Origin of the sequence: Cellulomonas sp. Root485, from assembly GCF_001426705.1 — a bacterium.
GTDB lineage: Bacteria > Actinomycetota > Actinomycetes > Actinomycetales > Cellulomonadaceae > Cellulomonas.
The window spans coordinates 1534694-1555031 of record NZ_LMFC01000001.1 but is presented as its reverse complement, the minus strand read 5'-3'; the positions used below and the strand labels follow the sequence as shown (position 1 = coordinate 1555031).

20 protein-coding genes are annotated in these 20338 nt (G+C 72.4%); 6 read left to right on the top strand and 14 right to left on the bottom strand.

All coding sequences use genetic code 11. The features are described 5' to 3' along the window. Positions 1-5: 5 nt before the first annotated feature. The 7 genes from ASD16_RS07085 to ASD16_RS07055 all read right to left on the bottom strand — a co-directional run bounded on the left by ASD16_RS07085 (position 6) and on the right by ASD16_RS07055 (position 8046). Positions 6-1913, bottom strand: coding sequence for a SpoIIE family protein phosphatase (locus tag ASD16_RS07085; protein WP_055914664.1), 1908 nt, complete (start codon positions 1911-1913; stop codon positions 6-8). A gap of 13 nt (positions 1914-1926) precedes the next feature. Continuing rightward, positions 1927-2913, bottom strand: coding sequence for an ANTAR domain-containing protein (locus ASD16_RS07080; protein ID WP_055914661.1), 987 nt, complete (start codon positions 2911-2913; stop codon positions 1927-1929). 142 nt (positions 2914-3055) lie between these two features. Further along, entirely contained in the window at positions 3056-3400 is a 345-nt protein-coding gene (locus ASD16_RS07075) for a UBP-type zinc finger domain-containing protein (protein ID WP_055914659.1), read from the bottom strand. Continuing rightward, positions 3397-4872 carry an ATP-binding protein gene (locus tag ASD16_RS07070; RefSeq protein WP_055914656.1) on the bottom strand — a complete coding sequence of 492 codons (1476 nt, stop codon included), beginning with the start codon at positions 4870-4872 and terminating at the stop codon, positions 3397-3399. Before ASD16_RS07070 ends, ASD16_RS07075 begins: the two co-directional genes overlap by 4 nt. Continuing rightward, a complete protein-coding gene (locus ASD16_RS07065; protein ID WP_055914653.1) occupies positions 4869-6542 on the bottom strand; it encodes an FAD-dependent oxidoreductase in 1674 nt (557 codons plus the stop codon). The genes ASD16_RS07070 and ASD16_RS07065 overlap by 4 nt, the downstream gene beginning before the upstream one ends. Positions 6543-6583: 41 nt before the next feature. Further along, on the bottom strand, positions 6584-7069 hold the full coding sequence (locus tag ASD16_RS07060) for a YbaK/EbsC family protein (protein WP_055914650.1): 486 nt from the start codon (positions 7067-7069) through the stop codon (positions 6584-6586). Next, on the bottom strand, positions 7066-8046 hold the full coding sequence (locus ASD16_RS07055; RefSeq protein WP_055914648.1) for a pirin family protein: 981 nt from the start codon (positions 8044-8046) through the stop codon (positions 7066-7068). The genes ASD16_RS07060 and ASD16_RS07055 overlap by 4 nt, the downstream gene beginning before the upstream one ends. A gap of 62 nt (positions 8047-8108) precedes the next feature. Between ASD16_RS07055 and ASD16_RS07050 the strand changes: the two genes are divergently transcribed. Genes ASD16_RS07050 through ASD16_RS07040 form a run of 3 tightly spaced genes read left to right on the top strand, consistent with a single transcriptional unit; the run spans position 8109 to position 9534 of the window. After that, a complete protein-coding gene (locus tag ASD16_RS07050) occupies positions 8109-8585 on the top strand; it encodes an RNA polymerase sigma factor (protein WP_200942873.1) in 477 nt (158 codons plus the stop codon). After that, complete coding sequence (locus ASD16_RS07045) at positions 8582-9178, top strand: methylated-DNA--[protein]-cysteine S-methyltransferase (protein ID WP_055914641.1); 597 nt, start codon at positions 8582-8584, stop codon at positions 9176-9178. The genes ASD16_RS07050 and ASD16_RS07045 overlap by 4 nt, the downstream gene beginning before the upstream one ends. A gap of 11 nt (positions 9179-9189) precedes the next feature. Next, positions 9190-9534 carry a DUF2277 domain-containing protein gene (locus tag ASD16_RS07040; protein ID WP_055914638.1) on the top strand — a complete coding sequence of 115 codons (345 nt, stop codon included), beginning with the start codon at positions 9190-9192 and terminating at the stop codon, positions 9532-9534. Here the strand turns inward: ASD16_RS07040 and ASD16_RS07035 are convergent. From ASD16_RS07035 to ASD16_RS07025, 3 genes are all read right to left on the bottom strand, one after another. Continuing rightward, positions 9531-9794, bottom strand: a complete 264-nt coding sequence (locus ASD16_RS07035) for a hypothetical protein (protein WP_055914635.1) — start codon at positions 9792-9794, stop codon at positions 9531-9533. The genes ASD16_RS07040 and ASD16_RS07035 overlap by 4 nt on opposite strands. A 32-nt stretch (positions 9795-9826) precedes the next feature. Then, the gene (gene mqo, locus ASD16_RS07030) at positions 9827-11311 is read right to left on the bottom strand and encodes a malate dehydrogenase (quinone) (protein WP_200942871.1); all 1485 of its coding nucleotides are present in this window, start codon (positions 11309-11311) and stop codon (positions 9827-9829) included. Positions 11312-11488: 177 nt separating this feature from the next. Then, on the bottom strand, positions 11489-14227 hold the full coding sequence (locus tag ASD16_RS07025) for a cellulose-binding domain-containing protein (protein ID WP_055914629.1): 2739 nt from the start codon (positions 14225-14227) through the stop codon (positions 11489-11491). A gap of 232 nt (positions 14228-14459) precedes the next feature. Here ASD16_RS07025 and ASD16_RS07020 point away from each other — a divergent pair, with 232 nt between their 5' ends. Next, positions 14460-14666 (top strand): hypothetical protein, encoded by a 207-nt coding sequence (locus ASD16_RS07020; RefSeq protein ID WP_055914627.1) that lies wholly within the window; start codon positions 14460-14462, stop codon positions 14664-14666. Here the strand turns inward: ASD16_RS07020 and ASD16_RS07015 are convergent. The 4 genes from ASD16_RS07015 to ASD16_RS07000 form a co-directional block, all read right to left on the bottom strand. Next, a complete protein-coding gene (locus ASD16_RS07015; RefSeq protein WP_082570630.1) occupies positions 14663-15853 on the bottom strand; it encodes an App1 family protein in 1191 nt (396 codons plus the stop codon). The two genes, ASD16_RS07020 and ASD16_RS07015, sit on opposite strands and share 4 nt — an antisense overlap. Next, positions 15850-16410 (bottom strand): Dps family protein, encoded by a 561-nt coding sequence (locus tag ASD16_RS07010; RefSeq protein WP_055914624.1) that lies wholly within the window; start codon positions 16408-16410, stop codon positions 15850-15852. The genes ASD16_RS07015 and ASD16_RS07010 overlap by 4 nt, the downstream gene beginning before the upstream one ends. Before the next feature lie 87 nt (positions 16411-16497). Next, positions 16498-17376: a non-homologous end-joining DNA ligase gene (ligD, locus tag ASD16_RS07005; RefSeq protein ID WP_082570629.1), complete on the bottom strand. Its 879-nt coding sequence runs from the start codon at positions 17374-17376 to the stop codon at positions 16498-16500. Then, on the bottom strand, positions 17373-18293 hold the full coding sequence (locus ASD16_RS07000) for a DNA ligase (RefSeq protein ID WP_369817945.1): 921 nt from the start codon (positions 18291-18293) through the stop codon (positions 17373-17375). Before ASD16_RS07000 ends, ligD begins: the two co-directional genes overlap by 4 nt. 90 nt (positions 18294-18383) lie before the next feature. Here ASD16_RS07000 and ASD16_RS06995 point away from each other — a divergent pair, with 90 nt between their 5' ends. Together ASD16_RS06995 and ASD16_RS06990 are read left to right on the top strand one after the other, a co-directional pair. After that, positions 18384-19292 (top strand): Ku protein, encoded by a 909-nt coding sequence (locus ASD16_RS06995; RefSeq protein ID WP_055914615.1) that lies wholly within the window; start codon positions 18384-18386, stop codon positions 19290-19292. Continuing rightward, entirely contained in the window at positions 19289-20323 is a 1035-nt protein-coding gene (locus ASD16_RS06990) for a PHP domain-containing protein (protein WP_055914611.1), read from the top strand. The genes ASD16_RS06995 and ASD16_RS06990 overlap by 4 nt, the downstream gene beginning before the upstream one ends. The last annotated feature ends 15 nt before the right edge of the window (positions 20324-20338 follow it).

The window sequence follows — 20338 nt, the reverse complement described above, 5'->3', positions numbered from 1 at the left end:
CCGGATCAGACGTCCGACGAGACGAACGGCGTGCCCGCCACCTCGAGGGTCTGCGCGGCAGGTGTGCCGGCGGGTGCGATGACCTGGAGGCGGTCGATCGTCAGCAGGAGCGACTCGAGGACCCGCACCCCGGCGCTGCCGAGGTGCACGACGTCGCGCAGGTCGATCGTGACGGGCACCAGCCCGTTCCGGGACAGCCGGAGGATCTCGGCCTGCACCTGGGTCGCCGCGGCACGGTGGTCGACGGCCCCACCGACCCGGACGACGCGCGCCCCGGCCTGGTCCGTGGTGACGGCGAGCGGTGCCTTCTCACGTGCCCCGATGCCGACGACGACGTCGGCCTGGTCGACGGGCGCCGGTCGGCGGGCGGGGCACTCGAGGGTGACGGTGGTGCCGCCGGCCGTCGTCTCCACACCGACCTGCAGTCCCGCGGACGCCATCATGCTGAACCCCCGTCCTCGTTCGCCGGGGTCCACGTCGGGTTCGCGCCAGCGCCCGTGGTCACGGACCACGACCTCGATCATGGCGTCGTCGCGGATGGTGGCATCGACCTCGACCGAGCCGACGTCGCCGTCCCGGTACGCGTGCTCGACGGCGTTGGCCATGACCTCGCTGACGCCGAGGACGAGCGCGGACCGGTCGCGCGTGCCCAGACCGACCCCGCGACCCCAGGCATCGACCTCGCCGCGCACCTCGGCCAGGCGTCCCGGTTCGGCGGGCACCGACAGGTGCAGCGGCTCCGGGGCCGTCCGGCGGTGCGCCGCGAGGACGGTCACGTCATCCGTGAAACCGCCGTCGGTGAGCACCGCGGGGACGTGCCGGCAGATCCGGCTGGCGACCGACGGGGTGGTACGGAACTCGCCGGACGTCCCCCGGTAGGCGTCCATGGCGGTCTTCTCGAGCACCGTCATGCCGTCGCGCAAGGGGCGGTGCAGGTTCTCCACCAGACCGTCGGTGTACAGCACGATCGCGCCGCCGTCCTGCAGCCGGCTCGTCGCGACGCGGCCCTCGGTCCGCGACCCGAGCGGTCCGTCGCCGGTGGTCGGCAGGATCCGCGCGCCGTCCGTCCCGATGACGAGCGGCGCCGGGTGGCCGCGGGTGGCGTACTCCAGGTCTCCGGTGTGCGGGTCGAGGAGCGCCACGCAGACCGTGGCCGCGAACGCACCGGAGACGCGTCCCGCGAAGGCCTCCACCGCGTCGAGCGCGTCGAGGATCCCCGCACCCTCGAGGAGTCGAGCTGCCAGCACCGCGCGCAGCTGGCTCATGATCGCGGACGCCTCGACGCCGTGCCCGACCACGTCGCCGACTGTCAGCGAGACGCGCCCGTCGGGGAGGGTCGCGGAGTCGAACCAGTCCCCGCCCGCCGCCTGCTCGAGCCCCGCGACGAGGTAGGACGCCGCGACGTCGACGCGGGGGAGCAGCGGGACGGTCGAGGGGAGCAGCGCCCCCTGGAGACGCAGCACGACCTCGCGGGCACGGGCCAGGCGCTCGTCCGCCGTGGCCGCCCCCGCTCGCTCGAGACTCGCGGCACGCACGCGCGCGGTGACGTCGGTACCGGCGGCGATCGCACCCACGACCGCGCCGGACTCGTCGAGCCACGGCGTGACCTCCAGGTCGACCCACAGGCCCGACGCCGGGTCCGACCAGTCGGCGAGCACGGGGATCGTGTCCTCGTGGAACCGCACGCCGGTCCGGACGACCTCCGTCAGGGCGGTCACGATCGTCTGGATCCCGGGGTCGCGCAGGTCCTGGAGCCGGACGTCGACCAGGTGCTCGCGCTGGAGGACGTCCCTGGCACCGCGGTTGGCCGCGACGATGCGCAGGTCGGAGGCGCGCACGACGATCTGGATCCCCGGAGAGCGATCGAACGCCTGCAGGACGGCGGACTCGTCGACGATGCCGTCGCTCGCCATCCCGGGCGCCTCCTCAGCTGGTCGGGGAGACCTGGTCCGCGGTCGCGCTGACCACGTCCAGGCCGTGTGCTCCCGCCAGCCCGAGGCTGGCGCCGGGGGAGAGCACGATACGCATCTTCACACCTGCAGCCGCGCTCCGCCGGTGGGCGGCACTCAGAGCCGACACACCGACCGACCCCAGGTGCGTGACCTGGCGCAGGTCGACGACCATGGCACCCACCTCGCGGGCCTTGATCATGAGCTGGGTGACCGCCGCGGTGAGCTCGTGCGCCGTCGCGAGGTCCACCGGTCCCTCGACGCGGACCGCGGGGACGTCCCCGGTCGTGTCGAACGTCGTGTCGAGGCCCGGGGTCGTGCGCGCGACGGGCGGCTCGGGCACACCGTCGGTCAGGCTCGCGAAGTAGAAGTCGTCGAGCCTCTGCCGCGTGTCCGACCCGAGCCCGCCGCCCGACTCGACGGCCGCGACGAGCCGTTCCGCGAGCGTCAGGAGCCGGACGTTGCGCTGCTGCGACCCCCACCGGAGCAGCTCGAACGCCGCGTCGCCGTCGATCCCGTAGCCGAGCATGAAGGCGCCCTTGGCCTGGTCGATGACTGCGTGCGACCGCAGTGCCTGGGTGAGCTCCTCGTTGACCTGGTGCGCGACGGCGTCCCGCTGGGCGGCGGTGGTGTCGACGAGGAAGCCGGTCACGGTGCGCAGGGTGTCACCGTCCGCGACACCGGCCCCCGTGAGCGTCACGAACCGCTCCGTACCGGTCAGGTCGAGCAGCCGGTACTGACAGCCGAACGGCTCGCCGTCGACGCCGCACTGTCCGAGGACGTCCAGGACGCGGCCGCGGTCCTCGGGGTGGATGTGCCGCGACACGATCGCGAGCGTCGGGACCACGTCCCCCGGGGACATCCCGTGGATCTGGAACATGCCGTCGGACCACCACCAGCGTCCGGTGGACGCCGTGTACTGGAAGCGACCGACCTGAGCGGGCCTGGGATGGGGGGTGGGCACGACGTCCTCCGCGACGCCCCCACGGGCGGGGGGCGGGAGCTCTCCGTGGGCTCGTTGCTGAACCCGTTGTGGTCGGGCAGATGCCCGCGATGGTGCGTCCCGAAGCGTATGTCAGGATCTGGCGGGAGGCCCGTCGAGCACGTCAGTGCAGGCGCCGGCGCCAGTCGTCGGGGACTCGCTCCGCAGGGCCTGGCACACTCTGCTCGAGTGGCCGGTGCTCGGGGTCCGCGAGCGCCGGCCCCTGCGTGTAGTCGTCGGCCGCGTAGTCCCAGAACCAGTCCTCGCCGGGCTCGAACGTGCGCATCACGGGGTGCCCGGACTCCCGGAAGTGCGCCGTCGCGTGCTGCGACGGAGAGGTGTCGCAGCAGCCCACGTGACCGCAGGTGGCGCAGCGGCGCAGGTGGAACCACCAGCCGTCGGTGGCGTCGCACTCGAGACACCCGGTCCCGCTCGGCGGCACGGTCGGGTCGATGGTGGACTGGGTCATGGGGTGGGTCCTTCCGTCGGGGAGTAGGGCAGCCGGACGAGGAAGCGGGTGTCGCCCGGCACGGAGGTGACGGTCAGGTCGCCGTGGTGCTTGCCGACGACGATCCGCCACGAGATGTCCAGCCCGAGGCCCGTGCCGGAGCCGACGGGCTTGGTGGTGAAGAACGGCTCGAAGATCCTGTCGACGACGCCGTCCGGGATGCCGGGGCCGGTGTCGGCGACCTCGACCTCGAGCCAGTCGTCGACGCGGCGGGTGGTGAGGGTGAGGATGCCCTGACCGTCCATCGCCTGTGCGGCGTTGTCGATCAGGTTGGTCCACACCTGGTTGAGCTCGGCGCCGAACACGTGGATGGGCGGCAGGGTGCGGTCGTAGTCCTTGACCACGGTGATCCCGTCGCCCAGCTGCCGCTCGAGCATCGTGACCGTGCTGTCCAGGAGCTCGTGGATGTCGACGGTCTGGTCCGGGGCGCGGCCGATCTGCGAGTACTGCTTGGCGGCGCCGACGAGCGCGGAGATCCGTCCGGTCGCGTCCTCGACCTCGTTCATGAGGGACTCGGTCTCGAGCGTGTACGAGAGCCACCGCACGGCACCTTCGAGCACCTCCGGTCCCACGCACGACGCGACCATGTCGAGCCAGTCCGTGCCGAGCCCCGCGGCGACGAAGCTGGGTGCGAGCTCCCAGCCGCCGGCGATGTCGTGGTCGTCCATCCACTCGCCGAGGGAGTCCTCCAGGTCCGAGACCTCCAGCGCCGTGGGGACGACGTCGGACGCGCGCGTGCGGGCCAGGGCCGCGACGGCCTTCTCCTGCAGGTGGATGATCTGCGCGAGCTGCTCGCGGTCGTACGGGCCCGACGCGATGAGCGCGAGCTTGTGCCGCATCCCCGCGACGCGTTCGCGCAGGGTCGCCGTCGCGCGGGTCGCTGCCGCCGCCGGGTTGTTGAGCTCGTGCGTCAGGCCGGCCGACAGCGAACCCAGCGCCAGCAGCCGCTCGCGCTGGCCGGTCGCCGCCTGTGAGCTCTGCTGGCCGAAGAACAACCCTTCGAGCAGGTGCACGGCCATCGGGAACCAGTCGGTCATGAACGACGCGAAGTCGGCCGCGGCGAGCACGTAGTACCGGGACGGCTCCAGGACACGCAGCGTCTGCGCGTACGTCTGCGGCACCCGGTCGCCCAGGTAGGCACCCCACGCGCCGGCGTACACGCCGACCTGGCCGGTGCGGGCGATCTCCACGTCGTCGGCGCCGACGCGGCGGTACATGGCCAACGAGCCCGAGAGCATCACGTAGAAGTCCGTCGCCGGGTCGCCCTCGCGGTACAGGACGCCGGGCTCGACGTGCTCGACGTGCCCGTGCGAGCACAGCCAGAGGAGCTGCTCGTCGCTCAGGTGCTCGAACAGGAAGAGGCTCCGCAGCTCGTCGATGTCGCACGCAAGGTGCCGACGGCTGGTGGTCGCCAGAGGTTCGGTGGTGGTCACAGCTGCTCCAGGTACCGGTGGACGAGCATCACGGCCATGGCGCCCTCGCCCACGGCGGACGCCACACGTTTGGCGGACTCGGCGCGCACGTCGCCGGCCGCGAACACCCCGGGGACGCTCGTCTCCAGGTGGTACGGAGGTCGGTCGAGCGGCCACGAGTCGGGCACCTTGCCCTCGACCAGGAGGTCGTGGCCGGCGCACACGAACCCGTGGTCGTCGCGGGTCACGGTGCCGTCCAGCCACGTGGTCAGGGGTGCGGCCCCGATGAACACGAACAACCAGCCGGTGTCCACAGATTCCTGCTCACCCGTGACGGTGTCGCGCAGCACGATCCGTTCGAGGTGGTCGTCGCCGACGGCCTCGACCACCTCGCTGTGCGTGCGGACGTGGATGCGGTCGTTCTCCTCGACCTGCGCGACGAGGTACCGCGACATCGACTGGTCGAGGGACGCCGCGCGCACGACGAGGGTCACGCTCTTCGCGTGCCGGGACAGGTACATCGCGGCCTGCCCGGCGGAGTTGGCGCCCCCCACGACGTAGATGTCCTGGTCCTCGCACGCGCTCGCCTCGGTGAGCGCGGAGCCGTAATAGACCCCGCGGCCGGTCAGCGCGCCGATCCCCGGACCGGAGAGCTCTCGGTAGGCGACGCCGCTGGCCACGATCACGGTGTGCGCGTCGACCGTGCTGCCGTCGTCGAACCGCACCGACCGCGCCGCGCCGCGCACCTCGAGCGCCACGGCGTCGCGGGTCATCACGATCTCCGCCCCGAACTTCAGGGCCTGCCGACGTGCCCGCTCGGTCAGCTGGGCGCCGGAGACCCCGTCGGGGAAGCCCAGGTAGTTCTCGATCCGCGAGCTCTGCCCGGCCTGCCCGCCCGTGGCGGTCCGCTCGACCAGCGCGGTGCGCAGGCCCTCGGACGCGCCGTACAGCGCAGCGCTGAGCCCTGCCGGCCCGCCGCCGATCACGACCAGGTCGTAGAAGCGTTCCGACGGGCTCACGGACAGGCCGACCTGCTCCGCCAGCTCGCCGTCGCTGGGCGCGACGAGCACCTCGCCCTGCGTGGTGACCACGACGGGCAGGGTGGTGTCGCCGGCGCCGGCGGCGTCGAGCAGCACGCGGCCCTCCGGGCTGTCGCTGGCGTACCAGCGGTACGGCACCTGGTTGCGCGCCAGGAACTCGCGCACCTCCGACGACCGGGCGGACCACCGGTGCCCGACCACCTTCGTCTCGTGGACCGCCTTCGGCGGGTGCGCGGTCCACGCCTCGAGCTGCGCGTCGAGGACCGGGTAGAACTTCTCCTCCGGCGGGTCCCACGGCTTGAGCAGGTAGTGGTCGAGGTCGACCACGTTCACCGCGTCGATCGCGACGTCGGTGTCGGCGTACGCGGTGAGCAGGATGCGACGCGCCTGCGGGTAGATGTCCATCGCCTGCTCGAGGAACTCGATGCCGGTCATCGCGGGCATCCGGTGGTCGGCGAGCAGCACGGCGACCTGGTCGCCGCGCAGCCGCAGCTCGCGCAGCGCGTCGAGGGCGAGCGGACCCGAGTCGGCGCGGACCACGCGGTACGCGTCGCCGTAGCGTCGTCGCAGGTCCCGGGCCACCGACCGGGACACCGCCGGGTCGTCGTCGACCGTGAGCAGCACGGGCTTGCGGGTGGAAGCGTCCTCCACGTGGTCCCCTCTCGTCGGGCTCAGTGTGCGTCGCGACGCGCTCAGTCGCCCACCACGAGGGCGGAGCCGCCCGTGATCCGGACCAGCTCGTCGAACGTCGTCGGGAAGATCGTGTGCGGCGTCCCGCCCGCTGCCCAGACCTGCGGGTAGTCGGCGAGCGCCACGTCGACCACGGTCTCGACCCGCTCGGGGTGCCCGAGGGGCGCCACACCGCCGATCGCCTGGCCCGTGGCGGCTCTGACCTGCTCGGGCGTCGCGCGTCCGACGTGCGTCCGGCCCAGCTGCCGTGCCAGTGCCACGGTGTCCACGCGGTGCCGCCCGCTGGTCAGCACGAGGAGAGGGCGGTCGTCGGCCCAGAAGATCAGGCTGTTCGCGATCGCTCCGACCTCGGTGCCCAGCGCAGCGGCGGCCTGCGCCGCCGTCCGCGCGGAGTCGGGCAGCTCGACCACCTCGCCGAGCACCCCGGCGTCGGTGAGCGCGGCGGCGACGACCTGCGAGCGGGCCGGCAGGTGGGAGAGGTCGGTCACGAGGGCTCCTTCGGGGTGCGGGGCAGGCGGCGGCGGGGCTGGAGGCGGATGTTGGGCAGGTCGGGTGCGGGGATGCGAGCTCCGTCATGGCCGGCGACGACCCCGAAGCGGTCCGCGCGGGCCTCGGACTCCCAGTCGGCGCGTGCCTGAGCGATGTCGGCGTGCGTGCGGCCGACGAAGTTCCACCACATGACGAGGTCGTGCGCGAACGGTGCACCGCCGAGCAGCAGGAGCCGAGCACCGTCTGTCGACCGGACCCGTACGTGGTCGCGTCCGTCGCCGAGGTAGAGCAGGCCGCTGGTGGTGTGCGGCGTCCCGGCGACCTCCGCGGTCCCGCCGAGCAGCAGCACGGCGTGCTCGAAGCCCCGGACCAGCGGGATCTCGATGTCCGCGTGCGCGTCCAGCACGACCTCCGCGCCCAGCAGAGGCGTGTGCACGTGCGCCGGTGACCAGGTCCCGTCGAGGTCGCCGATGAACACCGTGGCCCGAGCCCGGGGTGCCTCCCACACGGGCAGGTTGCTCACCTGCTCGAACCCGGCGGCGCCCTCGGCCACCCCGTCGGGCAGCGCGACCCAGAGCTGGACCGCGTGCAGCAGGGGCTGCGTCCCCAGCGAGAACTCCGAGTGGGACACCCCGTGCCCGGCGGTCATGAGGTTGAGCTGCCCGGGCCGGACGACCGCCTCGGACCCGACGCTGTCCCGGTGCAGGATCTCGCCGGCGACCGGCCAGGTCACCGTCTGCAGACCGGTGTGCGGGTGGGGGAGCACCCGCATGTCCACGTGCTGCGGTCCGAACTCGTCGAGGAAGCACCACGCGCCGACCAGCGGCAGGGCTCTCTGGGGGAGCGTCCGGCGCACGCGCATCGCCCGCACACCGCCCAGGGGCACGTCCCGGGCCTCGTGCAGCTCGACCACGGGCCCGAGGGACGGGACGAGGTCGCACAGCTCCGGCACCGGCCGCACCTCGAGGTTCGTCATCGGGCCACTGTAGGAGCCGGACCTCACACCTGGGAGGGCTGGTGCGTCTGCACACTGTGACGGTGAAGCAACCCTTCGAGCGTGTGGTCGTCGAGCACGGCGCCACCGTCCTGCGCGTGTGCCGCGCGGTGGTCGGACCGGTCGACGCCGACGACGCCTGGTCGGAGACGTTCCTCGCGGCCCTGCGCGCCTATCCGGACCTGCCGGCCGACGCGAACGTCGAGGCGTGGCTCGTGACGATCGCGCACCGCAAGGCGGTCGACGTGGTGCGCCGTGCCGCCCGGCACGCCGTGCCCGTCGCCGTCGTCCCCGACCGGGTCCTGCCGCCGCAGGGCCGCGACCTCGACCTGTGGGCGGCGATCGCTGCTCTGCCCACCAAGCAGCGGCACGTCGTCGCCTACCACCACCTCGGCGGGCTGCCCTACGACGACGTCGCGGCGATCGTCGGGGGCACCGCCGCCGCTGCCCGGCGCGCCGGGTCGGACGGCGTCGCAACCCTGCGGCGCACCTATCCCACGATCGACCAGGAGGAGTCATGACGTTCGCACCGGACATCGCCGAGGACGACCTGGCGCGCCTGCACCGGCTCCTCGTGGTGCGCGCTGCCGGCGACGACCTGCTCGACGTCGCCTACCGGACGGTGGACAGCCCCGTCGGCCCCCTGCTGCTGGCACGCACGCCTGCCGGTCTGGTGCGGGTGGCGTTCGGCGTCCAGGACCACGACGCCGTGCTCAGCGCGCTCGCCCAGCAGATCAGCCCGCGGGTGCTGGAGGCGCCCGGGCAGCTCGATGACGTCGCCCGTGAGCTCGACGAGTACTTCACCGGCCGGCGGACCACCTTCGACCTGCCGCTGGACCTGCAGCTGCTGCGCGGCTTCCGCCGTGACGTCGTCCTGCACCTGCCCGACATCGCGTACGGGCACACCGCCAGCTACGCGCAGATGGCGGACCTCGCGGGCAGCCCGCGCGCGGTCCGGGCGGTCGGGACCGCGTGCGCGCTGAACCCGTTGCCCGTCGTCCTGCCGTGCCACCGCGTGGTGCGCTCGGACGGCACACCCGGGCAGTACGCGGGCGGTGCGACGGCCAAGCTGACGCTCCTGGAGCTCGAGACGCGTGTCGGGGTGGCGGCGTAACGTCGGGGGGCATGTGCCGGAACATCACCACGCTCCGAGGGCTCGAGCCGCCCGCCACCTCGGAGGAGATCGAGGCCGCCGCGCGGCAGTACGTCCGCAAGGTCACGGGCGTCCAGTCCCTCAGCGACGCGACGCGCGAGCCGTTCGAGGACGCCGTGCGGCAGATCGCGGAGATCACCGCGCGTCTGCTGGACGACCTGCCCGCCCGCCGGCAGCCGCCGACGACCGTCCCGCCGCTGCGTCGCGCGGACGTGCAGGCCCGGATCGCGGCGCGGGAGGCGCACGAGCGGGCGCACGAGCTCGGTCTGCCCCACGAGCACGACGACGAGGACGCGTTCGAGCGCGCCCCGGTCTAGAGCGGCCAGGCCACCAGACGCGGGATGCCCTCGGGTGCGACCGCGGCGAGCGCGAGGAAGCGAGCCTCCGCCCGGTGCAGCCGGATGTGCTCGTCCAGGGACCACGTCGGCCCGTTGGTCAGGTCCATGCCGCACGCGCACGCGATGCTGACGCGTCCGTCGTCGGTCGTCGTGACCTGACCGACCGTCGTGTGCTCGGTGGCCGCGCGGACCTTGGCGTGGCGCATCTCCGCGCTGACGGCTTCGACGGGGTCGCTCATGCCCCCATCGTGCCGCACGGTGTGAGCAGAGCTCAGCGCTCGGACCCGACCTGCTCGTCGTCCACCAGCTGCTCGAGCTCGAACGACTCGTCCCATGCGCCGCCGCCGAGGCTCGGCATCATCGCGCGCAGGCGCGGCTGCCAGCCGTCGATGCGCTCGGGGAAGCAGCGCTCCAGCAGGTCGAGCATCGTGGCGACGGCCGTCGACGCACCCGGTGAGGCGCCCAGCAGACCGGCGATGGAGCCGTCCGCAGCGGTGACCAGCTCGGTGCCGAACTCCAGCACCCCGCCCTGGGCCTTGTCCTTCTTGATCACCTGGACGCGTTGTCCCGCGGTGACGAGCTCCCAGTCGCGCGGGTGCGCGGTCGGCATGAACGCTCGCAGCGTGCGCAGGCGGTCGGTGTCCGTCGCGGTGACCTCACCGACGAGGTACTTGACCAGGTCCAGGTTCCGCACGCCGACGGCGAGCATCGGGATCAGGTTGCCGGGCCGGATCGACCGGATCAGGTCGGTCCACGAGCCGTGCTTGAGGAACTTCATGCTCCAGCCCGCGTACGGGCCGAACAGCAGCGCCGTCCCGCCGTCGACGACGCGGGTGTCGAGGTGCGGCACGGACATCGGGGGAGCGCCGATGTCGGCCTTCCCGTAGACCTTCGCCTGGTGCTGGGCGACGATCTGCGGGTTCGTCGTCTTGAGGAACTGCCCGCTGATCGGGAACCCGCCGAAGCCCTTGGCCTCGGGGATGCCGGAGCTCTGCAGCAGCGGGAGGGCGCCACCGCCGGCGCCGACGAACACGAACCGCGCGCGGACCTGACGGCTGCGCACGTGCCCGTTCCAGCGCCGGTCGGCGACTCGCAGCGACCAGGTGCCGTCCCTCTTCTGGCGGAGCTTCGTGATCTCGCTCTCGAGGTGCAGCCGCGCGCCGCGGTCGACGGCGTCGCCGATCATCGCGCGCGTCAGCCGGCCGAAGTCGACGTCCGTGCCTGCGGCGGCGCGCGTCGCCGCGACCACCTCGTCCGGGTCACGGTCGTCGACGAGCAGGGGAGCCCACTGCGCGATCTGCTGCGGGTCGGTGCTGAACTCCAGGTCGGAGAAGAGGGGGTGCTTGCGCAGCGTCTCGAAGCGACGGCGCAGGTAGTCGGCGTTGTCGGCGCCGCGCACGAAGGTCATGTGGGGGGTGGTCGACAGGAACCCGTCGCCACCCGGGAGGCGGTCGTGCGTGGCCAGGTGGTGCCAGAGCTCGCGCGACAGCTCGAACTGCTCGTTGATCGTCACGGCCTTGGCGATGTCGATCGAGCCGTCGGGCCGCTCGGGCGTGTAGTTGAGCTCGCACAGGGCCGCGTGACCGGTGCCGGCGTTGTTCCAGGCGTTCGAGCTCTCCTGCGCCAGCTCGGCGCGGCGCTCGTGGATCTCGACGGTCCACGTGGGCTCGAGAGTGGTGATCAGCGCGGCGAGGGTCGCGCTCATGATCCCGCCCCCGACGAGGACGACGTCGACAGTCTCTTCGCGTTCTGGCACGAGATCGATCGTATGTTGACGTCGAGATACCTCCAGTCCTGGGACGTGTGACGTTGCGCACGCTCACCGGGTTCGCACCAGGGCAGAAAGGCCCGACCTGCCGCGGGGTCGGTGCGGCAGGTCGGGCCCGAGCGGGGAGGGCGGCGGGTCCGTGTCACACGCCGCCCGCCCCGCAGCTCATCCGGTGGTGCAGGTGGTGCCGTTCAGCGTGAACGCCGTCGGCTTGGTGTTGGTCCCGGTGTGAGACCCGTTGAACCCGAGCTCCACGCTGCCGCCGGCTTGGATCGACCCGTTCCACGGCGCGTTCGTCACGGTGACCGCCGCACCTGACTGCGTGAACGCACCCGACCACAGGTTGGTGATCGTCTGGCCGGCGGGGAAGGCGAACTTCAGCGACCAGCCGTTGATCGTCGACGCGCTCCCGTTGGTGATCTTCACCGACGCGGTGAAGCCCGTGTTCCAGTCGGACGTCGTGTACTTCACCGTGCACACGCCCGGCTGGACCGTGGGTGTCGGCGTCAGGGTGGGTGTCGGCGTCGTGGTGACCGTGGGCGTGGGCGTCGCCGTGGTGGTCGGTGTCGGCGACGTCGTGGGGTCGGTGCCCGTGAGGTTGCCGACGACCACGCCGCGCCCGTTGGTGCCGACGTAGACCCGTCCGTAGACGTCGGGGTCGCCGATCACGACCGAGCCGGTCCAGCCCCACTGGTGCTTGTCGTCGTTGAGCCGGACCCAGCTGGCCCCGGCGTCGACCGAGCGGAAGATCCCGCGGACCCCGTTGATCTTCGACGACGTGTAGATGGCGGGGTAGGACGCGCCCGGTGCCGCCTTGCCGAAGCCGATCGCGTCACCCTCGTTCACCGCGGCGATCTTGGTGAACGTGGCGCCGGAGTTGGTCGAGTGCCACATCCCGTAGGTCGAGCCCGTCGTCCCGCCGGTGAGCCAGATGTCGCCCTCGCGGCCGGGCACCGCGGCGAACCGCACGTTCCCGGTGGCGGGCAGCCCGGTGGCCGACGACGCGGTGAACGAGGCGCCGCCGTCGGTCGAGGTGGAGAAGGTGCCTCCGGAGAACGCGTAGAACTTCAGCGGGTTGACCCGGTCGGCCTCGACGCGGGCGCCGATGGCCGCTCCGGTGGAGGCCGTCCAGCTCGAGCCGAGCGTCGACGACGTGTGCACGCCGGCCCCGTCCGCGCTCCACACGATCCGGCTGCCGTCGGCGCTCATCGCCACGGTGCCGCCGCCCGTCACGCCGGACGGCTCCTGACCGGCCCACCAGGAGGTGCCGCTCGAGGTGGAGACGCTGATGTGCGAGCTGCCGGCGTCGCCCGAGCCGACGCGGACCATGGTGGCCGGGGTCTTCTCGGCGAAGTCGGTGCCGTTGACCGAGCCCAGGAACGGGGCGGTCGCCGAGTACGCCGACGGCGCCTTGGTGATGTCGGAGTGCACGAAGCCGCCGATGTCTCCGAGGCCGGAGACGAGCTGGACGGATCCCGGGGGAGCGGCCAGGTCGAGGACCGCGGTCTCCTCCAGACCCTGCGCCTTGACGCCGATGGCCACCTTGCCGCCGGTGTCCCAGGCGGTGAGGTTGGAGCCGCCGTAGATCGTGGCGCCGGTGCCGTACAGGAAGGAGTTGGAGTCGAACGGGTCGATCTCGAAGGACTCCGTCATCCAGCCGAGCTTGGGGCTGGGCTCCGGCGGGGCGGGCTGCTTGCCGAACGTCAGCCAGCCGGAGCCGGAGATGTCGAGGGTGTACCGCAGCGTGCGGTCCGGGTAGCCGTTCCAGTCCCAGATCCGGGACCAGGTGGCACCGCGGTCGGTGGACCGGAAGACCTGGATGTCCGGCCACCAGGAGATCTGGGTGACCGCCATGATCGTGTCGGGGTCCGAGCGGTCGATCGTCAGGCCGCTGTAGCCGAAGTAGTTGTCGGTGCTGGACGACGGGACGGGGCTGATCTGCGTCCAGGTGCCCGTCGCCGCGTCGAGCCGCCACAGGTCGCCGTGACCGCCGTCGTAGGGGCCGCCGGTGTCGCTCGTCGAGATGTAGAGCTGCTTGCCGACGGAGTCGAACACGCCCTTGTGGGCGATGTACCCGGTGGGCTGACCGGCGACCCGCGACCACGTGACACCCGCGTCGGTCGACCGGTAGACGGTGTTCTCCTTGTCGGCCACGCCGACGTAGATCGTCCTGGTCGGCGAGCCCTTGGTGCCGCTGGCCGGGTCGAACGTGACCCACACGACGCCCTGGTTGGAGGTGAGGTACCCGTTCGGGTCGCTGGGGTCCTGGACGTAGTTACCCACGTTGGTGAAGCTCGACACCTTGCCCCAGGTCACGCCCGAGTCGGTGCTCCGCCACAGGCCGTTGCCGCCCTCGGTGCCGAAGTACAGGACGCGGTTGTCGTTGGGGTCGATCTGCAGGCGCTCACCCATGCCGCGGCCCGGCATGTTGCCGCCGACCTTGAACGGCAGGTTCGTCCTCGACCAGGTGGCACCGCGGTCAGAGGACCGCAGGATCGCGCCGTTGTTCGGGTCCCAGCTGTTCGTGTACATGCCGACGGCGGCATAGACCTTGTCCGGGTTGACGGGGTCGGTGGCCAGCGACAGGACGCCGTTGTGGCCCCAGTCGTCCCAGCCGACGTGGTCGAGCAGGGGGATCCAGCGCTTGGTCGTCCTGTCCAGCCGGTACGCGCCACCGATGTCGGTGCGGGCGTAGACGAGGCCCTTCTCGGACTGGTTGTAGATGATGCCGGGGACGAAGCCGCCGCCGACGATCTCGACGTTCCCCCACGAGTAGGAGGAGTCGGCGGCGTGGGCGGGCGCCTGGCCGGCGATGGCGACGAGTGCGCCGGCGACCAGCGCTCCGGCGGCGGCGAGTGCCGCGAGCCGGGCTGGTGCGCGGGGAACGAGCGAGGGGGCGGACATCCGCAGCACTCCTTCGTGATGGCGGTGAGGGCTCCCGGCGGCGATGCCGGGTTTCCCGGGGGATCGACGCTGAGCGACGACCGCCGCGACCGTATCGAAGCGCTTCGAACGAGCAGGAGGGCGCTAATCGTTTAGCCCACCGAGCGACGCCGCGACGGCCCACGACGGGACACCATCGACCAGGGGGTGGTCTGCGCGTGCACCGGGACACCGCGAGCGGTAGAACCGGACCATGAGCCGCGACCGCGACCTGACGTCCGACCCGTCCGCCGAGCACCTCGCCGACCCCGAGCGTGCCCAGGCGGAGCTCGACGCCGCCGACGCGCGGTCCGGGGGCAACCCCGACCACGCCCCGCGCTCGCTGCACGCCGTCGAGCTCGAGGCCGACGACGAGGCCATCGCCAGCAGCGACGACTGGGACGACCCCGAGCGCCTCTAGGAGAGGTCGACCCCCTCCGCGCGGACGTCGCGCAGCAGCTCGGTGCCGTCGGCTCCCTGCAGGACGGGGATGCCGTCCGGCCGCCGGGCGGCCTGCTGCTCGGCGCGCACCGAGTCGACCGTCGGCACGGGCACGCCGTGCGCGAGCACGTGCTCCCCGAAGGTCAGCTGCCGGATGAGGATCGCGCGGACGTGGTCCCCGAACCGCTGCGCGGCGCCAGCGTAGATCTGCGGGTCGCGCTGTCCGTCGTCGCCGACGAGGATCCACTGGACGTCCGGCAGCTCGGTGAAGAGCCGGCGCAGCTGCGTCACCTTGTGGGTGGGACCGCTGCGGAACCAGCCGCTGTTGGTCGGGCCCCAGTCCGTGAGCAGGAGCGGCCCTGCCGGGTAACGGTGCCGGCGCAGGAACCGCGCGATCGTCGGCGCGGCGTTCCATGCTCCCGTCGACAGGTAGACCACCGGGACGTCCCGGTCGCCCGTGCGCAGCTCCGCGTACAGCCGCGCCATCCCGGGAACGGCCTCGCGTGCGTTCTCGTGCCGCATGAACACGTTCCACGCGGCGACGAAGGGCCGGGGCAGGCGCGTCACCATCACGGTGTCGTCGATGTCGCTGACGATCCCGTACCGCACGTCCGGCCCGATCACGTGCACCGGGGCGGTCGCTGTGGAGCCGTCGCTCGTCGTGAGCCGCACGTCGTGCCACCCGGATGCCAGGTCGGACTCGAGGATCGCGTCGACGTACCCGCCACGATCGGTGACGACCGTGTGCGTCCGGCCGCCGACCTGGACCTCCAGCTCCGCACCCGACACCTGGGCCGTCGCGAAGCTGCGCCAGCCGCGTACCGCACTGGCCGATCGCTCACCCGCCTGGGCGCTGCTGCCCGCGCCGGGCAGCTCGTCGTCGCGGACCTGGGGCGCGGCCAGCAGCGTCCGGGCGAGCACCCGGACCCACCCCGTCGCGCCGTACCCGGCGTACGGCTCGATGCGCACGGTCCAGCCGCGGCGGCGCAGCTGATGAGCCACTGCACGGTCGAACCCGTTCTCGAGGCGTGCCGCGAGGTGCGTGCGGGGGACGGACGAGGCGGGGTTCGCGGACGCCGCGGACGGACCGCCCGGGCGGGCGGTTCGAAGCACCGGCCCGCCGCCGGACGAGCCGACGACGGGCCGGGCGCTGGGGGATGCGGTCACGCGTTGTCCTTGGCCGACGCCTTCCGCGCGGCGGTCTTCTCGGTCTGCGCGTTGCCGGTCGTGAGCACACCGCCGGCCGACTCCAGGTGCGCGCGGACGAACCAGTGGAACAGCTCGAGCTCGTGCAGGTGGCCGACCAGCAGGTCGTTGGTGACGTCGTCGATCTCCTCGACGTCCTTGGCGGCCTTGCGGTGGTCCTCGATGACGCCGATGTAGACGACGTCGAGAGCGCCGAGATGGGCGATCGCGCTGTCGCGGCCGATGGAGTAGTCCTCCCAGGTGCGGTTCTGCACCAGCGCGCCGGGTGTGCCGACCGGGGCGACCCCGAGGGTGGCGATGCGCTCGGCGATCGCGTCGACCATCAGCCGCACCGCGTCGACCTGCGGGTCGAGCATCTCGTGCACGGCGATGAAGTGCGGTCCGACGACGTTCCAGTGGATGTGCTTGAGCGTCAGTGCCAGGTCGTTCAGCGCATCCAGCCGCTGCTGCAGGACGGCGGCGACGTCGGCACCCTGCTGGAGGGTGAGGGACGGGACGGTGTACTTCGGCAGCACCATCGAGGGCTCCTTCTCGTGTTCGTGCGGGGTCGATCCCGGCTGACACCCACGCTGCCCCACCTGCGACGGTGTCGCCATCCGAACGGGTCAGGCGAACGGGTCCCCCCGGTCGGCGAGCCGCGCAGCCACCTCGTCGGGGGTCAGCTGCTGCAGCCCCGGCCCGACCTCGTCCCACCACCGGGGCGCGGCGACGTGCGCGACGTCCCGACCGCGCAGCGAGTACGGCGTGATGGTGGTCTTCGCGGGGTGGTTCTGCGACCAGTCGATGAGCACCTTGCCGCCGCGCAGGTCCTTCTTCATGATCGCGACCACCTGTCCGGGGTGCGCCGCGGCGATCTCGTACGCCACGTCGCGGGCGTACTGCCGGATCTCCATGACCGTCTGGTTCCCGGGGAGCGGCGCGTAGAGCTGCATGCCCTTGCTGCCGGAGGTGACGGGCACGGTCGTGTCGAGCCCGTCCTCGCGCAGGCGGTCCGCGACGAGGTGCGCGACGGCCGCGCACTCCGTCAGCCCGGCCGGTGCGCCCGGGTCCAGGTCGACCACCAGCCGGTCGGGCGTGTGGATCTTGCCGCGCGGCCCGACGCGCCACTGCGGTGTGTGCAGCTCGAGCGCCCCCTGGTTCGCGGCCCACACGAGCCCGGCGAGGTCGTCGAGGAAGGGCAGCTCCAGCTCGGCGCCCTCGTCCTCCGCGCCCGGCGCCGCCCGCAGCTTCTGCCGACGGACCCACTCCGGGGCGCCGCGCGGCGTGTTCTTCTCGAAGAACTTCTCGCCCGCCACGCCGTCGGGCCACCGGATCCGGGTCACGGGCCGGTCGCGCAGCTGGGGGAGCAGCGCCGGGGCCACCTGCACGAGGTAGTTCATGACCTCGGCCTTGGTCATCCCGGTCGACGGGTACATGACCTTCTCCAGGTGGCTGACCCGGACCTGACGACCCTCGACGTCGACCATCTGGCGTTCTGGCGTCACGGCTGCTCCCACGGGTCGGCGTCGGTGTCGGTGCGGACGGCCCGCACCACCGGCTGGCGCAGCCGACCGGTCGGGTTGCGAGCGAGGTACAGCGTGTCGACGACGACTGTCGGCTCGCACCAGCGGGTGCCGCGCGCGTCGACGGCCGGGACCTCGTCGTCGAAGGGGGAGTCGCTGCGCGGCACCAGCAGCTTGAGCAGGTCGGTGGCACGTCGCCCGGTCAGCCCGCTGCCGGCCCGGCCGAGGTAGCGCAGCGCTCCGTCGGCGTCGCGCGCACCGAACAGGACCGCCCCCATCCGGCCCGAGCCGTTGGTCTCCTCGCGCCAGCCGCCGACGAGAGCCGCGCGGGTGCGGCGGTGCGGGGCCTTGACCCAGTCGGGTGAACGTCGGCCGAGCACGTACGGCGAGGACCGGCGCTTGGCGACGACGCCCTCCAGCCCGAACTGCTTGGTGACCTCCCACAGCTCCTGCCCGTCGGGGTACACCGGGGAGAGCTCGACCCGGTCGGGGAGCTCGAGGCGGGACAGCGTGTCTCGGCGCTCGTCGTAGGTGCTGCGCGTGAGGTCGACGCCGTACAACCGGAGCACGTCGAACACGAGGAACGTCACCGGGCGCTGGGCTGCGAGGGCCTCGGCGCGGCGCGGATCACGCACGTGCATGCGCTCCGCGAGCGCGGTGAACGACGGGATCCCGTCGGCCATCAGGACGATCTCCCCGTCGAGCACCGCGCCCTGGATCCCCTCCAGCCCGCGCAGCTCGGGGTACGCCGCGGTGATCTCACGCTCGTTGCGGCTCCAGAGGCGAAGCCGGCCCGACGTGGTGTCCGCGAGCGCCCGCACACCGTCCCACTTGACCTCGTACGCCCACTCCGGCCCGCGCGGAAGCTCCGCCGGACCGGTCGCAGGGGTGGCGAGCATGGGCTCCACGGGTCCATCCTGCCCATAGGAGGCCGCGCCGGCGCGGCTTGGTACCAACACGCCCAGCAGCCATCACTGGAGGACACGGCCATGCGAGCGATCTGGAAGGGCGCGGTCGCCTTCGGGCTGGTCAACGTCCCGGTGCGGTTGTACTCGGCGACGGGGGAGCACGAGGTCACCCTGCACCAGGTGCACAAGGAGGACGGCGGGCGCATCCGGTACCGCAAGTTCTGCAGCATCGACGGCGAGCCTGTCGAGATGTCGGACATCGCCAAGGGCTACGAGACCGACGACGGCGAGCTCGTCGTGCTCACCGACGAGGACTTCCGCTCGCTGCCGCTGTCCACCGAGCGCGAGATCGAGGTGCTGGAGTTCGTCCCGGTCGACCAGGTGGACCCGATCCTGCTCCAGAAGACGTACTACCTGGAGCCGGAGAAGACGGCCGCCAAGCCGTACGCGCTGCTGCGCGGTGCGCTCGAGCAGGCCGACCGTGTCGCCGTGGTGAAGGTGGCGCTGCGTCAGCGCGAGTCGATGGCGATCCTGCGCGTCCGCGACAACGTCATCGTCATGCAGACGCTCCTGTGGCCCGACGAGGTCCGCGCCGCCGACTTCCCGGTGCTCGACGAGGACGTCTCGGTCCGTCCGCAGGAGCTCGCCATGGCGGCGTCGCTGGTGGACTCGCTCGCGGCCGACTTCGACCCGTCGCAGTACGAGGACCGCTACGCGGGCGCCCTGGAGCAGCTCATCGAGGCCAAGGTGTCGTCGGGCAGCACCCGTGCGGTCCCGGTGCCGGTCGGCGAGGAGGGTGCGGGCGACGGCGGGGGAGACGTGGTCGACCTCCTGGCGGCCCTGCAGCGCAGCGTCGAGAAGGCGCGCGGAGCACGCGGTGAGGCACCTGAGCCCGAGGCGGAGGAGAAGCCGAAGGCCAAGGCGAAGCCGAAGAAGAAGGCCGACGAGGACGAGCCGACCCCGCGCAAGACGCGTCGTAAGGCGTCGTGAGCGGCTCGTCCGCCGACCGGCAGGCCGAGGCTGTCGCGGCCCTGCGCCGCATCGCCTTCCTGCTGGAGCGCGCCCAGGCGAGCCCGTACCGCAGCGAGGCGTTCCGTGGGGCCGCCCGCAGTATCGAACGGCAGGCGCCCGACCGTCTGGCCGCGCTGGCCGCCTCGGGGTCGCTGGCCGACCTTCCGGCGGTCGGGGCGCGTACCGCGGATGTGGTCGCCCACGTGCTGCGGGGCAAGCCGGTGGAGTACCTGGACGAGCTCGAGGCCGAGCACGGGACCACGCTGGACCCCCGCGCCGCCGAGCTGCGGGAGCGGCTCCGCGGCGACCTGCACTCGCACACCGAGGCGTCGGACGGGAAGACACCGATCCAGGAGATGGTCCTGGCCGCCCTCGAGCTGGGGCACGAGTACCTCGCCATCACCGACCACTCGCCCCGGCTGACCGTGGCCAACGGGCTGTCCGCCGCGCGGCTGCGTGCCCAGCTGGACCAGGTCAGGGCGCTGAACGGCGCCGTCGGTCCGTTCCGGGTGCTCACCGGGATCGAGGTCGACATCCTCGACGACGGCGGGCTCGACCAGGACCCGGACCTGCTGGACCAGCTCGACGTCGTGGTCGCGTCGGTCCACTCGAAGCTCCGCATGGAGTCGGGTCCGATGACCCGACGGATGATCGCCGCGGTGAGCAACCCGCGCACCGACGTCCTCGGGCACTGCACCGGCCGGCAGATCAAGGGCAAGAGCCGGCCGCAGAGCGAGTTCGACGCGCGTGCGGTGTTCGACGCCTGCGCGGAGCACGGTGTCGCCGTGGAGATCAACTGCCGCCCCGACCGCCTGGACCCGCCGCACGAGCTGCTCGCCGTCGCGATCGAGGCCGGCTGCGACTTCTCCATCGACACGGACGCCCACGCACCGGGTCAGCTGGACTGGCTCGGCGCCGGCTGCGAACGCGCCGCGCAGCACGACCTGGACCCCGCGCGGGTGATCACGACGTGGCCGGTGGAGGACCTCCTGGCGCGAACGCACAGGTGACGCGACACGCCCGAT

Excerpts from the sequence above, each read along its gene's own strand:
- ASD16_RS07085 (WP_055914664.1), bottom strand. The coding sequence starts at position 1,913 with ATGGCGAGCGACGGCATCGTCGACGAGTCCGCCGTCCTGCAGGCGTTC.
- ASD16_RS07075 (WP_055914659.1), bottom strand. The coding sequence starts at position 3,400 with ATGACCCAGTCCACCATCGACCCGACCGTGCCGCCGAGCGGGACCGGG.
- ASD16_RS07055 (WP_055914648.1), bottom strand. The coding sequence starts at position 8,046 with ATGACGAACCTCGAGGTGCGGCCGGTGCCGGAGCTGTGCGACCTCGTC.
- ASD16_RS07045 (WP_055914641.1), top strand. The coding sequence starts at position 8,582 with ATGACGTTCGCACCGGACATCGCCGAGGACGACCTGGCGCGCCTGCAC.
- ASD16_RS07040 (WP_055914638.1), top strand. The coding sequence starts at position 9,190 with ATGTGCCGGAACATCACCACGCTCCGAGGGCTCGAGCCGCCCGCCACC.
- ASD16_RS07035 (WP_055914635.1), bottom strand. The coding sequence starts at position 9,794 with ATGAGCGACCCCGTCGAAGCCGTCAGCGCGGAGATGCGCCACGCCAAG.
- ASD16_RS07025 (WP_055914629.1), bottom strand. The coding sequence starts at position 14,227 with ATGTCCGCCCCCTCGCTCGTTCCCCGCGCACCAGCCCGGCTCGCGGCA.
- ASD16_RS07020 (WP_055914627.1), top strand. The coding sequence starts at position 14,460 with ATGAGCCGCGACCGCGACCTGACGTCCGACCCGTCCGCCGAGCACCTC.
- ASD16_RS07010 (WP_055914624.1), bottom strand. The coding sequence starts at position 16,410 with ATGGTGCTGCCGAAGTACACCGTCCCGTCCCTCACCCTCCAGCAGGGT.
- ASD16_RS07000 (WP_369817945.1), bottom strand. The coding sequence starts at position 18,293 with ATGCTCGCCACCCCTGCGACCGGTCCGGCGGAGCTTCCGCGCGGGCCG.
- ASD16_RS06995 (WP_055914615.1), top strand. The coding sequence starts at position 18,384 with ATGCGAGCGATCTGGAAGGGCGCGGTCGCCTTCGGGCTGGTCAACGTC.